Annotated in this window: 14 protein-coding genes and 1 pseudogene; 5 read left to right on the forward strand and 10 right to left on the reverse strand. The window is 65.3% G+C overall.

The window, feature by feature from the left end:
• Positions 1 to 2: 2 nt before the first annotated feature.
• Positions 3 to 326 carry a hypothetical protein gene (locus BMI88_RS16915; RefSeq protein ID WP_078550603.1) on the reverse strand — a complete coding sequence of 108 codons (324 nt, stop codon included), beginning with the start codon at positions 324 to 326 and terminating at the stop codon, positions 3 to 5.
• Positions 327 to 1088: 762 nt separating this feature from the next.
• Between BMI88_RS16915 and BMI88_RS16920 the strand changes: the two genes are divergently transcribed.
• The 3 genes from BMI88_RS16920 to BMI88_RS16930 all read left to right on the forward strand — a co-directional run bounded on the left by BMI88_RS16920 (position 1089) and on the right by BMI88_RS16930 (position 4649).
• Entirely contained in the window at positions 1089 to 1964 is an 876-nt protein-coding gene (locus BMI88_RS16920; protein ID WP_168174012.1) for a Crp/Fnr family transcriptional regulator, read from the forward strand.
• 132 nt (positions 1965 to 2096) lie between these two features.
• Entirely contained in the window at positions 2097 to 2531 is a 435-nt protein-coding gene (locus tag BMI88_RS16925) for a hypothetical protein (RefSeq protein ID WP_078550605.1), read from the forward strand.
• A 159-nt stretch (positions 2532 to 2690) separates the two neighbouring features.
• Positions 2691 to 4649 (forward strand): ATP-binding protein, encoded by a 1959-nt coding sequence (locus BMI88_RS16930; RefSeq protein WP_078550606.1) that lies wholly within the window; start codon positions 2691 to 2693, stop codon positions 4647 to 4649.
• Here the strand turns inward: BMI88_RS16930 and BMI88_RS16935 are convergent.
• From BMI88_RS16935 to BMI88_RS16975, 9 genes are all read right to left on the reverse strand, one after another.
• Complete coding sequence (locus tag BMI88_RS16935; protein ID WP_078541291.1) at positions 4624 to 5337, reverse strand: response regulator transcription factor; 714 nt, start codon at positions 5335 to 5337, stop codon at positions 4624 to 4626. The genes BMI88_RS16930 and BMI88_RS16935 overlap by 26 nt on opposite strands.
• A 132-nt stretch (positions 5338 to 5469) precedes the next feature.
• On the reverse strand, positions 5470 to 6816 hold the full coding sequence (locus tag BMI88_RS16940; RefSeq protein ID WP_078550607.1) for a hypothetical protein: 1347 nt from the start codon (positions 6814 to 6816) through the stop codon (positions 5470 to 5472).
• Positions 6803 to 7942, reverse strand: coding sequence for a helix-turn-helix transcriptional regulator (locus tag BMI88_RS16945; protein ID WP_078550609.1), 1140 nt, complete (start codon positions 7940 to 7942; stop codon positions 6803 to 6805). The genes BMI88_RS16940 and BMI88_RS16945 overlap by 14 nt, the downstream gene beginning before the upstream one ends.
• Before the next feature lie 136 nt (positions 7943 to 8078).
• Positions 8079 to 8480: a curli-like amyloid fiber formation chaperone CsgH gene (gene csgH / locus BMI88_RS16950; protein ID WP_078541297.1), complete on the reverse strand. Its 402-nt coding sequence runs from the start codon at positions 8478 to 8480 to the stop codon at positions 8079 to 8081.
• Between the two features lie 73 nt (positions 8481 to 8553).
• Positions 8554 to 8967 carry a hypothetical protein gene (locus tag BMI88_RS16955; RefSeq protein WP_078550613.1) on the reverse strand — a complete coding sequence of 138 codons (414 nt, stop codon included), beginning with the start codon at positions 8965 to 8967 and terminating at the stop codon, positions 8554 to 8556.
• Between the two features lie 93 nt (positions 8968 to 9060).
• A complete protein-coding gene (locus tag BMI88_RS16960) occupies positions 9061 to 9417 on the reverse strand; it encodes a hypothetical protein (protein ID WP_078550614.1) in 357 nt (118 codons plus the stop codon).
• Positions 9418 to 10162: 745 nt separating this feature from the next.
• Positions 10163 to 10528 carry a hypothetical protein gene (locus BMI88_RS16965; protein ID WP_078550615.1) on the reverse strand — a complete coding sequence of 122 codons (366 nt, stop codon included), beginning with the start codon at positions 10526 to 10528 and terminating at the stop codon, positions 10163 to 10165.
• Between the two features lie 108 nt (positions 10529 to 10636).
• Entirely contained in the window at positions 10637 to 11071 is a 435-nt protein-coding gene (locus BMI88_RS16970; protein WP_078550617.1) for a host attachment protein, read from the reverse strand.
• A gap of 8 nt (positions 11072 to 11079) precedes the next feature.
• Positions 11080 to 11919, reverse strand: a complete 840-nt coding sequence (locus BMI88_RS16975; RefSeq protein ID WP_078550618.1) for a universal stress protein — start codon at positions 11917 to 11919, stop codon at positions 11080 to 11082.
• Positions 11920 to 12109: 190 nt separating this feature from the next.
• Between BMI88_RS16975 and BMI88_RS19650 the strand changes: the two are divergent.
• Positions 12110 to 12199, forward strand: a pseudogene (locus BMI88_RS19650) (hypothetical protein); the annotation flags it as partial.
• Between the two features lie 79 nt (positions 12200 to 12278).
• Positions 12279 to 12701, forward strand: a complete 423-nt coding sequence (locus BMI88_RS16980) for a cytochrome c (RefSeq protein WP_078550619.1) — start codon at positions 12279 to 12281, stop codon at positions 12699 to 12701.
• Positions 12702 to 12719: the final 18 nt, after the last annotated feature.

Here is a 12719-nt window from a genome sequence, read left to right on the forward strand (position 1 = left end):
TCTCAGCCCACGCGGCGCATCCCGTCCGCGTGGGTGCGATAGACCGGGGTCATATTGTTGTCGAGACTTGCGCCAAGGTCGAGATCCGCCTCTTGCAGCCGGGCGACCTCCTGCAGGGCGAGACCGAGATAGCGCGCGATCTCCTGCGTCGAGAGGCCGAGATCGCTCAGCGCCGAGACTTCCAGCGCGCGATCCGGTCCCGTTTCCCGAGGGCGCGCCCCCGACAAAGGCCAGGGAATGGTCTTCGTCGCGCGGCTGTCCTGCCGTGGCTTACGCGGCAGCGGTAGAAGGTCAGGGCTGTTTTCTGGGGTGATCCAACGAAACATCCGCACACTCCTTCGAGCTTGGCTATGAGGCCCGTTCAGCTAAACCGCATCCGCCTCGCCGCGCCATTGACCGCCGTCAATGCAAACCGCGCAGACTCTGTTTTGCACGCTGTCTGAGCAGGGTTTTGCCAATCCACACAAGGCGCGCGGAGGCGCATCGCCTCCGGTCACACTTCAGGCACTGATTTGGGTCATAGAGCGGACCGAACCCGGAGCGCTGATGCCCGACGTGCCGAAGGACCATCGTCCGACGCGCGATTCCCACATTCTCACATCGAACTTCGGTCAAAAACGATCGCCCCCCCCCGATCAAGGGTTCTCGTCGTGTCACGGCGGGACAAGCATCGGGCCAAAATTTGCGCGCGATCATGGCAGCGATTGACGCCTGATAATGGCGCGCGCGTCGCGCGGGTGCATGATTGGACATTCGTGAAGGGCTGGGGTTACCTCACCCGCTCGAGTCCGCTCGAAGAGCCTTTCGCGAAACCCGCCGGCCAACGCGCGCCTGTCCCCAAGGCTCGGCCGGCGGGGCCGTTTTCATGCCATTTCGAAACTTTGGCGGCTCCGTGCCAAACGGCCGACTCTCACGCGACCCCTCACGCAATATTGTTGCGCAGAATGCCGCTCAGATTTCCAAAGTTAACATTTCTCTACAATTTGGCGCCTGACAGATGGCCTCGGAGACGGCAAGATTCCTGCAGTCACAAAAGACGCGTGTTGCCCGACAACTGCCAACGATCGGGGGGCATAAAGGGGGGGAATATGTTTAACAATCAGGCCATACGGCCTCAATTCGACGCGAAATGCGAGGACTGCATAGCGCGCCAGACAGGACTTTGTAGCGCCTTCGATAGCGAGGCGCTCCTCGATTTTGCTCATCGCAGCTACCGTGAAACCTATCACCAAGGCGCCGAGATTGCGGCTCAGGGCGAAGTGGCGGAACGGGTCGGCATCGTCGCCTCCGGGCTGGTGAAGGTCGTCGTTCTGACCGAAGGCGGCGACGAATACGTTCTGCAAATCCTGCGCGCGGGTCACCTGATCGGGGATCCGGACCGCGAGGTGAACGGGTTTTCCAGCGAGGCCGCCACCGATACCGCGATCTGCTGGATGCCGCGCCAGACATGGCACAATTTCCTGCAAGCGCATCCGCAGATCTTCCGCGGCTGTCTGTCGGCACTCAACCGGCAGTTCGAGGAGTTGCAGTTGAGCGTCGTGAAGATGCGCGGGCGCAGTACCATGCAGCGGCTCGCGCTTTGGCTGATCGACCAGTTACCCGGCGCGCCCGAAGGCAGCACACCGCAAATTCACATCGTGCTGACGCGGCGCGATCTGGCTTCGCTGTTGAACATGACGGTGGAGACACTGTGCCGCGCATTGCACCAGATCGAAGAGCGCGGCGCGATCCGCCTGCTTGCGCCCGACCATCTCGAAGTCAGGGATCTCGGACGCTTGCGACGGCTTGCGAAATACCAAAACGAGCGGATCGGCGCGGCCCTTGCCGAGCCCGATCCCGCACCGCGCCTGTCTCAACGCGAGACATGGTCCAGGGGCGGAAAAGCCCCCGTCTCAAAGCTCGGGTCCGAGGGACATGCGCCCGGGCGCACACCGGACTTCGCCACACGCGGAGGGCAGCGATAGAACGAGGACGCGCCGGCCCGGAATGTCTCGGCGGATCACACATCGCGCAACCTGCATTGATCGTGGTCAATGCGCGCGACCTCACGCGCGGCAAAGCTCGCGATGTGTCAGATCACATCCCGGGAGGCCCCTATGCCACGCAAATCCGACGCGACCGCCCGCACCAACGCGGGCTATGCTGACCTCGTGAAACGCCTGCTACCGCCAGACGGGCCGGACCCGGCACTGCTTGGCCCGATCGTCGCGATGCAAACTCAGGCGGCCGATCGCATGTTGCAGTTCAATCAGGAATGGCTGCGCTTCACCACCGATCGGATCACCTGCGACCGCGCCCTGCTCGCCAGCCTGTCCAATCCCGGCGATCCCGCCGCCATCGCCTCCGCCTGGTCGGAGTTCTACTCCGGCGCGATCGACGATTATTCCGCGCTCTATCGCCGGCTCTGGGGGCAATATGCCGAGGAGATGACGGAGACGGTGTTCGACACCCAGAAACAGGCGCGGGACCTGTTCATGACCTCCCTGCAAGGGGCGGGTTTCGGCGAGCACCGCCACGCGACGCCGGTCTGAGCGACCGCAATGGGACGGCCGGATCTGCCTCTCAACGGCGGGCCCGGCAGATATAGTTTTGTGCGATTTTTCGTCTTTCCTCCACGGCGGGACACGAAACCGAGTATGATTTCATGAGTGATCAGGGCGTGGTGCCAAGCGCGAAATGAGGTGGCGCCAGTGGTAAATTCCAAACGCGAAGACACCGGACCGAAGACGCGTGCCTCGCGCGCGGCGCTCGCCGATGGTGTGGGAGACATGATCTCGCTGATGCCGATCCCGGTCGCGGTGTTCGACACCGCGACGCGTCTGGTTGCGACCTCGGCGGCGTTTCAGGAGAGCTACGACGTCGATCTCGCCGGCGCGAGCGGACCGGGTGACGGCGACCTGCTGCCCTGGCTGCCAGAGGGCTACCCCGCCGCGCGCGATAAGGCGCTCGCCGGAGAGGTCGTACAATGCGACGAGACCCGGACGACGCTCCCCGATGGGCGTGTGATCCGGAACCGCTGGATTACCGCACCGATCCACCGCGACGGCGGCGTCGCGGGGATCATCCTCATCATCGAGGATATCAGCGCAGGGAAGGACTCGCAGCCGCCGACCGCTCTGCGCGCGGAACGGATCGCCGAGGCCATGGATGCCGCCGGGATCGCCCTGTTCGAGGTGGATTTCGACCGTGATGCATTCCTCGCGACCGGATCCGCCCGGCAGCTTCTGGAGACGCAGGAGGTGCCCGACAGCTACGAGAAATGGCTCGCCCTCGCCGCGCCGGAGGATCGTGCGCAGTTCGACGCGGTCTATCGCGCGGCGCTGGACCCGACGGGCAGCCGAAAGTTCTCGATCGAGTTCAAGCTCGCCGATAGCGCCGAGCCCAAGGTGATCGAGTTGCGCGGCAATATCCGGTTCGACGAGACCTGCGACCCGCCCCGTCCGCTGGGCGCCGTCGGCGCGATCCTTGATCGCACGGAGCGCGCGCGGATATCGGAGGCGCTGGTACAGGCGCAGCGGCTGGAAACCGTGGGCCGAATGGCGGGCCTTATTGCGCATGATTTCAACAACTTGCTGACCGTCATCCTGTCCAATCTGGAGCTTGCCTCGCGCGCCGAGATGGCAGATATCGCGCGTGACCATCTGGAACGCGCGATCGACGCGACGCAGATCGGCGCTGGGTTCAATCAGCGGCTTCTGGCGCTTGCTGGGGCGCGGACGCCCAAGCCGGTGCGCTTCGGCCTCGATGCGCAACTCGCCGAGACATGGACGCTGCTGGAGCGTGTGCTGGGCGAACAGGTGCATCTGCGTCTCCTGCCCGGCGCCGATCACGGCCAAGTCTACATGGATCGCGGGGAGCTGGACGGCGCGCTGCTCAATCTCGTCATCAATGCGCGCGACGCGATGACGGCCACCGGTACGATCACCATTCAGACCGGCTGCGCGCGGTTTGACGCGCATCGGGCCGCCGAGATCGACGGCGCGCGGCCGGGCTCCTTCCTCACGGTGAGCGTGACCGATACCGGACAGGGCATGACGCCCGAGGTGCGCAGGCAGGCTATCGATCCGTTTTTCACCACCAAACATGCGCATGTCGGGAACGGGCTCGGCCTGACCAGCGTGGCGAGTTCGGTCGCGCGAGCGGGCGGCTTCCTGCATATCGACACGGCCCCCGACAAAGGCACCACGATCACTCTCTACCTGCCCGAGACCGAGGGAGAGCCCACGCCCGCGCCTGCCGACCATCGCAACGCGCTGCGAATGGGAGATGGTCAGCTGGTGCTGGTGGTCGAGGACGACCCGCTGGTGCGCGAGGCGGTTCTCGACCGGCTGGAGGCTCTGGGCTACGCGGTGATCGAGGCCGCGAACGCATCCGAGGCGCTGGAACAGATCGAGGCGGGGGAGCCGGTCGAGCTGCTGTTTTCCGACGTCGTCTTGCCCGGCACCTTTTCGGGCTTCGACCTTGTCGATCGCGCCCGCGCCCGCGATCCCGCATTGCCCGTGCTTCTGACCTCTGGCCATACGTCCGAGCATTTCTCCGGGCGCCCCGAAGCCGAACGCGAGGTGGAATTGCTCACGAAGCCTTATTCTCTCTCGACGTTGAGTGCGGCGGTCGCGCGTGCGCTCAAGCCGGAGGGACCTCCCCCGTGATCTGGCCGGTGAAGACATATCCCACGCCGCGCACGGATCGGATCATCCGATTGGCATCATCCGCCGGTTCGATCTTGCGCCGAAGCCGGGCGATATGGGTGTCGATAGTCCGGTCATAGGGCGACCAGTCGCGCCCGTGGAGCACCCGGTTGATGTCGTCGCGCGAGAGCACCTGCTCCGGGCGGCTGAGGAACAACTCAAGCAGTTTCGCCTCCGTTCCGGTCAGATCCTCACGGCGACCGTCATTATGCTCGATCACGCCGTGACGCAGGTCGATACTGCTGTGATCGATGCGCAGCCGCTCGCGTGGCACGTTGCGGGTCCGATAGCCGTCGAGCACCCTGCGGATGCGGATCGCGACCTCGCGCGCGGCGAAGGGTTTGACGATGTAGTCATCCGCCCCCGCCTCCAGACCGCGCACCCGGTCGAGCGGTTGTCCTTGCCCGGTGATGAAAATGACGGGAATATTGCTGCGCCCGCGCAGGACACGGGCGAGTGCGAGACCGTCATCGGCCCCCAGCCCCAGATCGAGCGTCACGAGATCGACGTCGCCCGCTTCAATCTCCTGCATCATGCCAGTGGCGTCCGATGCCTCGCGCACCGCCCAGCCTTCCGCCTCAAGGCAGTCCCGCAGCGCGCCGCGTACGCAAGGATCATCTTCGACGACGAGAATTGTCTGCTGTTCCACAGGCGCGACCTCCTATCCCCTCCGCACCTATCGGGAGCGCCGCCGCGCTTTTGATGGCGCCGCAAAACCCTTTCCCGAATTATGTCATGATCGGCGCCCCCTGTCCGCCCTGTCTTTGATGGTGATCAAGGGTCAGAAACGGTAGAGGAAATTAAACGTTATCGTTCCCTCAAACCCGTGCCGCCACCGAATTTCGTCATGCCGGATGGTCTCGCCCGCGGTCGAGAGCGCCGCCGCCGAGACCGAACCGGAGCCGACCGTCGTCGTCCCCGAAGAGCGCGAAATGAGCGACGCCTGCCCCGTCTCCTGCACCCCCAGAGAGACGGCGAAGGCGCTGTTCCGGCCGATTTGCTGCTCGAAGACCATGCCCGCCCGCAGGACCGGTTCCACATGGGAATATCGGGACCGCTCGGGCGCGTTGCTGGCCGAGGCGATCCCCGGGATCGAGAGGGTTTCCTCACTGCGCCCGCTTGCCGACACCGCCTTCGCGCCGAGGTCGAGATAGAGGCCGAAGGACAGGTCGCTGGTCACGAGACGCCGCCCGCCCAGCCCCAAGGTGAGGCTCTGGCTGCGCTCATGCAGGCGCGTGCGGCGCGCGCTCTCGATGGCCGGGATGGCCCGGCTCGCCGTGAGAGAGGCCGTCGTCGTGTAGGTCTCGCCCGTGTGGCGCGACAGATCCCCGAAGCCGAGACGCGGGCCCCAGCTCCAGTCGCGGCTGTGCCCCAGCGGGCTCGCGATCACTCCGCCCAGCTCGCGCACACGGCTATGGGCGCTGACCCGTTGCGCGACCTTCACGCTGTCCGGCGCACCGAGACCGATAACGGAAAACCCGCCCGGATCGAACACGGCCGCCAGAGCTGTGGCCTCTCCGGTAGCGCCATCGAGACTGAGCGCCGCGAAGCCGCCCCCGCCTGCGCCGGGCGAAAACGCGTAGGTCTCGATGCGATTGCCAGTGACTGCGGGCGAGAAGGACTGTTGCTCGATATGAACGGTGCCGCCATGCCCGTCGGGAAGGGACAGCGAGGCTGTCGCATTCGCCCCCGACAGCGTGCCCCCCGCACCAAGCATCGGGTTCAGATCGATCGCGATATTGCCCTGCCCCGTGCGCGGCCCCGTCAGAAGGAGCGTACCGGAACTCGGCAGACCCGAGACAGCTTGCGCCTGCGCGAAACCGGAGCCGCGCCCGAAGCTCAGACCGAGCTGAGGCCGGGTCGAGAAATCCGGGGTCCAGCCCGCCTGCGGCAGGATTTGCAGAGGGCGCACGGGGCCTTGCAGCCCGAACTCCACGCCGCGCCCGTCCTCTCCGGTGATCTGGGTGCCCAGCCCCGGCACGAACGGTCCGCGTTGGGGCGGCGCGAGCGACCAGCCCTGCCACATCGAGGGCGGCTGCGCGAGCGCCGGGGGCGTCAGCGTGGCCAGCGCGACCAGCCCCCCAAGGGCGCAGCCGATGGGGCGGACTATGCCGTCACGCCGTCGCATTGATCGTAGCAAGGCGGCTCAGAAGGGCCACCAGCTCCTGTTGGCGCGACGTTTCGGTCTTGCGCATCACCGCCGCGAGCTGATTGCGCAAGGTTTCCTTCGACATCCGCCGGCGCGAGGCCAGCTCGCCGATCGACTCCCCCGCCAGCAGCGCCAAAGCGAGATCGGCCTCCTTCGCGTTCATGCCGAAGAGCCGCCAAAGAAAATCCTGATCCAGTTCGAGCGGCATATCGAGGTCTTCGTAGATCACCGCGAAATTCGGCCCGGCGCCCGGCAGGCCAACCGCCTCGCCCGCGGCCAGCCGGATGATTGTCAGGATCTCACGCGGCTCACCGCGATTTCGCGGCACGGACATGACCGCGACGCGCTGGCGCAGGCTGCCTTGCAGCGATTGGATCTGCGTCGCGAATTCATCATCCACGATGGGATCGGACAGCCGCAGCGTCCCATCTGGCGAGACCTGCAGCGCGCGGCCATTGCGCAGGATTGCCCGCGCCCGCCCGTTCATCCGCGAAACGCTGCGCCGCTCGTTGCACAGCACCACCGAGAAGGGCAGAATTTCCAGAAGATTACCGCTCAGACGCTCGGCCGCGTCGAGCCGTTGGCGCACCTCCATGATCCGCGTCGCCACATCGAGCTGCCGGGCGAGCCGGGTCAGGAAGTCCTTCAAAGGCCGCCGCAGCTCCGCCTCCAGATGGCGCGGATAGCGAAGTTCGATCCCCAGAAGATGACGCTCGCCACGATCGAACAGGACCCCGGCGAGACAGGTTTTGGGCGGGCTCGTCCGGCGCAGCACCTGCCCCATCGGCCCGCCATTCACCGTATCCGCACCGAGATCGCCGTCGTCATAGACCCGGCCGATCTCCTGCCCGTGCAGACTGTGCGCCCAGCCATCGGGGGCGCGCATTTCCTCGGCAAAGGCCCGGCGCAATTCCGGGTTCGGCGTATCGAGAAGCAGGAAGTTCCCTGCGCCCTGCATCCGTTCCAGCCCGACAATCATCGGCGTCGCTTCGGGAAAATTCATCGCGACGACCGCGAGCACGGACCGAAATAGATCCCCTTCGATGGCAGATGTGAAAATTTGATCGACCGCTGCGCCGTTCTCAGCGTGCATGCTCAAAGACATGGCGAAATCCCCTTAACCCTCTGATTAAGGAAATCCTCCGCCACGGAGAAATTTCGACAATGACAGTCATCAAGCCTGCCTATGCGCGCCGACAATGTGCGGCGCGGACAGAGGCGGAATCAGCGGGTCCCGACGATCACTTTTTTGCACTGCAGGTCACGCCACCCTCGCCTTCGACGTCCAGTCGCGCCGAGACGACGGCATGTGGACCGGCGGAGACATAGACCTTGGACAGCGTCTGCGCCTCGTCCGCGCGGGTGGCGAAAGCGCCGCCCTGCGTGGTGCTGGAGGTGCCGCCCGCACCGCTCGAGATCACGGTGAAGGAGTAGCGCCCGCGCATTGCGCGCGCCGATTGCACCCGCGCGGTCAGCTCGAGATGCGGAGCTGCGGGGCGCTCTGCGATCTCGCAGCTGAGAGGGGCTGCGCCTTGTGAGCTTTGCGCGCTCATCGCGAGCGCCATTCCGAATGGCATCCCTCCGATGAGGACAAGCAGCCCTCCGCGACGCAGGTAGTCGAGCATTTGCAGGTTCCGAGGCATGGTGTGCCTCCTTTCTCGTCCCCCTGCCCCGCACGCGTTGCGACGGGCGGGGCTAAACGGACGGCTATCGGTTTCATTTCAGCTCGAACTGAATGCCGATCGAGCCGTTTCCGCCAACGCTGCTCCCGCTGCGGGTCACACCCAGCCGGGTCTCACCCTGGAAATGGGTCTCCGTCTGGTAGCTGCCGAGCTGAGAGATCGAGCTGCCGAAACCAGAGCCCGATTGGACGGTGCCCGCGACATTGTTGTGCCCGCTCTGCGTGGTGGAGGCGTCATTGTAGCTGCCCTGCTGCTGCGTGACGGCCACATTGCCGCGTGATGGCTGCGGGGCGATGGATGCGATGGGGGCGCTGCTCGGATCATAGAAAGGCCGGCTCTGCGCCGCAGCTTCCTTCGCGATAACGCTCAATGCGAGAGCGGCCAAAAGCCCGGTCGCGAGGATCGCGGGGGGCGCCGTGGGGGCTCTCATCTGTGTTGCGAAACTCATAACCTTTCTCCTTGTTGCTGTCGCGACGGCACAGCAGCCGCCTTCAAGACGTTGATCGGGCGGATCGCAGCCCGCCCGATCAACCATGGGACGTCAGTTCTGAACGGTGCTCGACACGTTGCCGACACCGGTCTGGACCGTGGCCGACGAGTTGCCGACATTGCCCTGAATGGTGGACGAGTAGTTCCCGAGGCCCAGCTGATCGGTGATCGAGTTGTTGAACGCGCCGGTCTGACCGGTGCCCGAGAAGTTGGCGATCCCACGTTGCACCGTGGTGCTGGTGTTGCCGTAGTCGCGCTGCACGGTGATGGCCGCGTTGTTCATACCGAGCTGCGTCGTGCTCGACCCGTTGAACCAACCCATCTGGTCGGTGAGCGACACGTTACCGCCTGCGAGGGCGGCTCCGGCGCCGGAGAGAACGACAGCGGTGGCGAGAAGCAGATGTTTCATGGTGATGGTCTCCAGACTAAAGAATGTTGATCGATCCGGATCCGCGTCCCGATCGTTCTTCCACGCTACGCCGGAGCTGCGCCGGGATCGGGGACGCAAACATCATCGAAGACGCCCCGATCGCCATGCGCTTCGGCCTGAACGCTGCCCCTTCGGCACCGCCCGACCGCGGACCGCCCGCGATAGTTCACCCACCGGCGCAAGTGGTGCGCCAGACGCGATATCCTTGCCCACTGCGCGCATATGGCCGCGCAGTTGCCCCGAACGGGTCAGCGCGTGACGCGGGCGCGGGACGGGCTGCGACGGATGGGGCGCGAGCCATGGCGGTCTCGCTTGCGCCCGCGCAATGACGAAATGCCATCTGCGTGAGACGCAGGCCGCCATTCGGAGGGTTGTCCGGTGGCGAAACTCACACCGCGTCCCGGCGCATTGACGCGCGACAAGACACGGTTGGAAAAGCCCACCGCTTGAATCTACGAGAAGCCGGAAATTGCGAATATCTCGGAGCTGTTCGGTTGATACCGACGGGTCTTGGCCGTGCTTATGGAGAGAGCCGCGCGACTCGGGCCGGAGGGAACTGGGGAAGACCGACACGGACCACGCGGCGACGCGCCCCCGAAATGCGCAGCGCGCGCTCCCGATACGGAAACGCGCGCCACTCCCCCCTGACAGACACTGCGAGCGGTGTCTCTTTATCGACCCCTACCGCCCGCGCGGCCTGCCCCCACACACATGCCAGTTCCCCTCAATTGCGACGCTCCATCAGCAGCGCCACCAGCAAGCCGGTTCCGACCATACCAAGAAGCACCCCGGCCCAGGGCACGGGATGGCTGCGCACGCTTCGACGCAGGTCATGCTGCGCCTCTGCCAGCGAGTGGCGCATTTCAAGAACCGCGTCGCGGGTATCCTCCACGAGATCGTGGCCCCGCCGCGTCGCCTCCGCGCCGAGATCTCTGGCCCGCAACCGACTGTGACGGCGAAGCGCCTGCGCCAATTCGCTTACATCATCGCGCAGCTCTTCGAGATCGGCGCGTATCGCCTCGACGGCGTGGCGCTCGCGATCCTCGATATCGGCGCGTTCGTGTGCTGCGTCGCTGGATGTCTTGGCCATGGCGTTTCTCCTCTGATCCGATTTTGAACCGTGCGACAGGTTGGCAAGATGCAAAGCTGCAAGACGTCGCGCATTGATCGCCGTCACTGCAAAATGCAAACGCGCGGCTCACGTGACCTTGAGTGCCTCTTGCAGCTTTTCGCGAAAATGGCGCGGCGAGAGGCTCGCGAGATTGGAGTGGATTTCCCGGCTCACCCGCGCCGCCAGAGCCGCGGACATGGCATCCCGCATCGCGCCCAGCATCCGCGGCGGCGCTACGAGGACGAGCGTGTCGAATTGCTCTCGCCCGAGGCTCTCTTCGAGACCTTCACACAGCTGATGCGCGAAAGCGATCTCCGGCGCGTGGTCCGGATCGCCATGCGGCGCCATCGTGGCCCGCCGCCCGGGCGACCCGCTCGAGAAGCTGCGACCCGCCTTATCGCGCGGGCTCTCATGCGGCGCTTTCAGCTCGAAGACCGCCTTCTTTCCCTCGGCATCGGCCAGCACATGCGCGCTGGCGGCGTTCATCACCACAATCCATTCGGTTTTCTTCGGCTGTCGCATCGGCTCACCTATTTTGAGAACAGCACCGGCAGGTGGGATTTTTCCAACAGGCGCGTGGTCACCGCGCCGATCACGAAGTCATAGAGCCGCGAATGACCGTAAGCGCCGACGGCGATCATCTCGGCCCCACGTTCGCGCGCGGTGTGAAGCAACGCATCGCCCGCTTCCGAGGTCGTCTTCATCCGATCCAGAAGGGTTACATCGAAGCCGCGCCGGTCGAGCGCCGCCGCGAGGTCGTCGCGCAAATCGTCCACGGCCTCCCGCTCGCCTTCCGACGGCGACACGGAAAGCAGATCGATCCGCGCACCATGCGCCGCAAGGTAGAGCATGTCATGCACCGCCCGCATCGCCTCGCGGCTGCACGAAACCCCGACGAGGATATGTTGCGCGGGCTTATCGAGCTGCGCAGCCTCGCTCACCACCAGAACCGGACGCCCGGCCTGGCGGATCAGTTGCTCTTGCATACGCAGATCGCCCGCGCGCCCGGCATGGGCCGGCACCTGCGCGGACAGGACGAGATCGGCGGCGCGGCAGCTATCGACGAGAAAATCGATCAGCGCGTCGCGCACACCGCTTGGGCTGCGGAATTCACCCTGCACATCTTCGGCCTTGAGCGCATGTTCGAACGTCTCACGGATCTCAGCCGCCTCCTTGCGCTGCCATTCGACGAATTCGGGATAGACGATCGGATCGCTCGCCAGATCGCCGCCCAACAACGGCAGCGGCTCGACGCCATGCGCCCCGATCAGATGCGCCTCGAAGCGGCGACACAGCGCGGCCGCCATCGGGGCGAGCCAGCGGGCTTCGTCGGTCTCTAGAAAGGCAGCGGCAAGGGTGCGCGGAATCATCTTGGGGCTCCTGAATGGTCACATCGGCCCGAACCTACGGCGCTGCGCGCAAAACGGCATTGATCGTGCGCAACGTCGGATCCTTTCGCGAGGCCGCGCGCCGCTATGCGCGCCGTCAATGCGGGCGCCGCGCCGGTCGTGAGAGGCTTGAACTCGTTCCACCGAGACATTTCTCACGGGAGTTTCTGCATGTCTGAGCGACGGGGTCCTGACCGTGGCCCTGCCGAAAGCCGCCGAAGCGCGCGAGAAAGATCGCCGCATCGACGTCAAGGCGCGATGAGCGCGCATCACCCGGGCGGCCCTTCGCGCCCCGAACTGTCAGCGCGACGGACCGCCCCCTGAACCGGGAGGACAGTCCGATGACCAGACCCGTATTTGCAACCCTCGCAGCCCTCGCATGGGCCCTGCCCGCCAGCGCGGAAGAGGACTCCAGCAGCCCGATGACCGCGGCGCAGATGGGGGCCGATCTTTACCAAAATTACTGCGCCACCTGCCATGGCAAGAGCGCTGCGGGCGACGGGCCGCTCAGCGAATATTTCACCACTCAGGTGCCAGCGCTGACCCAGCTTTCGGCGAATAATAATGGGGAATTCCCGCTCGCGCGGGTCGTGCATCTGATCGACGGCGGCCAGCAGATGCCCTTCCACCGGGGCGCGATGCCCAGCTTCGGCCCGACGATGATGGAGGAGACCGCAGGGACGGTCGGTGCGCTCAACGCGGAGGTCTACACCCGCGGGCAAATCCTGCTGATCGCGGAATATCTCGCAAGCATTCAAAGCTGAGGCGGCGTCCTCAGCGCT

Source organism: Thioclava sp. F36-6, assembly GCF_002020305.1.
Taxonomy (GTDB): domain Bacteria; phylum Pseudomonadota; class Alphaproteobacteria; order Rhodobacterales; family Rhodobacteraceae; genus Thioclava; species Thioclava sediminum.

Coding starts and splice junctions, on each gene's coding strand:
- BMI88_RS16915 (WP_078550603.1), bottom strand. CDS start 326: ATGTTTCGTTGGATCACCCCAGAAAACAGCCCTGACCTTCTACCGCTG.
- BMI88_RS16920 (WP_168174012.1), top strand. CDS start 1,089: ATGTTTAACAATCAGGCCATACGGCCTCAATTCGACGCGAAATGCGAG.
- BMI88_RS16925 (WP_078550605.1), top strand. CDS start 2,097: ATGCCACGCAAATCCGACGCGACCGCCCGCACCAACGCGGGCTATGCT.
- BMI88_RS16940 (WP_078550607.1), bottom strand. CDS start 6,816: ATGCGACGGCGTGACGGCATAGTCCGCCCCATCGGCTGCGCCCTTGGG.
- BMI88_RS16945 (WP_078550609.1), bottom strand. CDS start 7,942: ATGTCTTTGAGCATGCACGCTGAGAACGGCGCAGCGGTCGATCAAATT.
- csgH (WP_078541297.1), bottom strand. CDS start 8,480: ATGCCTCGGAACCTGCAAATGCTCGACTACCTGCGTCGCGGAGGGCTG.
- BMI88_RS16955 (WP_078550613.1), bottom strand. CDS start 8,967: ATGAGTTTCGCAACACAGATGAGAGCCCCCACGGCGCCCCCCGCGATC.
- BMI88_RS16960 (WP_078550614.1), bottom strand. CDS start 9,417: ATGAAACATCTGCTTCTCGCCACCGCTGTCGTTCTCTCCGGCGCCGGA.
- BMI88_RS16965 (WP_078550615.1), bottom strand. CDS start 10,528: ATGGCCAAGACATCCAGCGACGCAGCACACGAACGCGCCGATATCGAG.
- BMI88_RS16970 (WP_078550617.1), bottom strand. CDS start 11,071: ATGCGACAGCCGAAGAAAACCGAATGGATTGTGGTGATGAACGCCGCC.
- BMI88_RS16975 (WP_078550618.1), bottom strand. CDS start 11,919: ATGATTCCGCGCACCCTTGCCGCTGCCTTTCTAGAGACCGACGAAGCC.
- BMI88_RS16980 (WP_078550619.1), top strand. CDS start 12,279: ATGACCAGACCCGTATTTGCAACCCTCGCAGCCCTCGCATGGGCCCTG.